Below are 345 nucleotides of genomic sequence, written 5' to 3' on the forward strand. Positions count from 1 at the left end.
AGCTAAAAGAGATTTCTTACATCCAGGCAGAAGGCTTTGCCGGCGGAGAGCTGAAGCACGGAACGATTGCCTTGATCGAACAAGGAACACCAGTATTCGCACTGGCAACTCAAGAGCACGTAAACCTAAGCATCCGCGGAAACGTCAAAGAAGTTGCCGCTCGCGGAGCCAACACATGCATCATCTCACTGAAAGGCCTAGACGATGCGGATGACAGATTCGTACTGCCTGAAGTAAACCCAGCGCTTGCTCCGTTGGTATCTGTTGTTCCATTGCAGCTGATCGCTTACTATGCTGCACTGCATCGCGGCTGTGATGTGGATAAACCTCGTAACCTTGCGAAGA

General features: G+C 51.0%; 1 protein-coding gene. It reads left to right on the forward strand.

Annotation, left to right across the window (positions count from 1 at the left end):
• Positions 1-345 (forward strand): SIS domain-containing protein (locus tag ACWF4Z_RS38425; protein ID WP_452248125.1); only part of this gene is annotated, 345 nt, incomplete at both ends.

Source organism: Kribbella sp. NPDC055071, assembly GCF_053608045.1.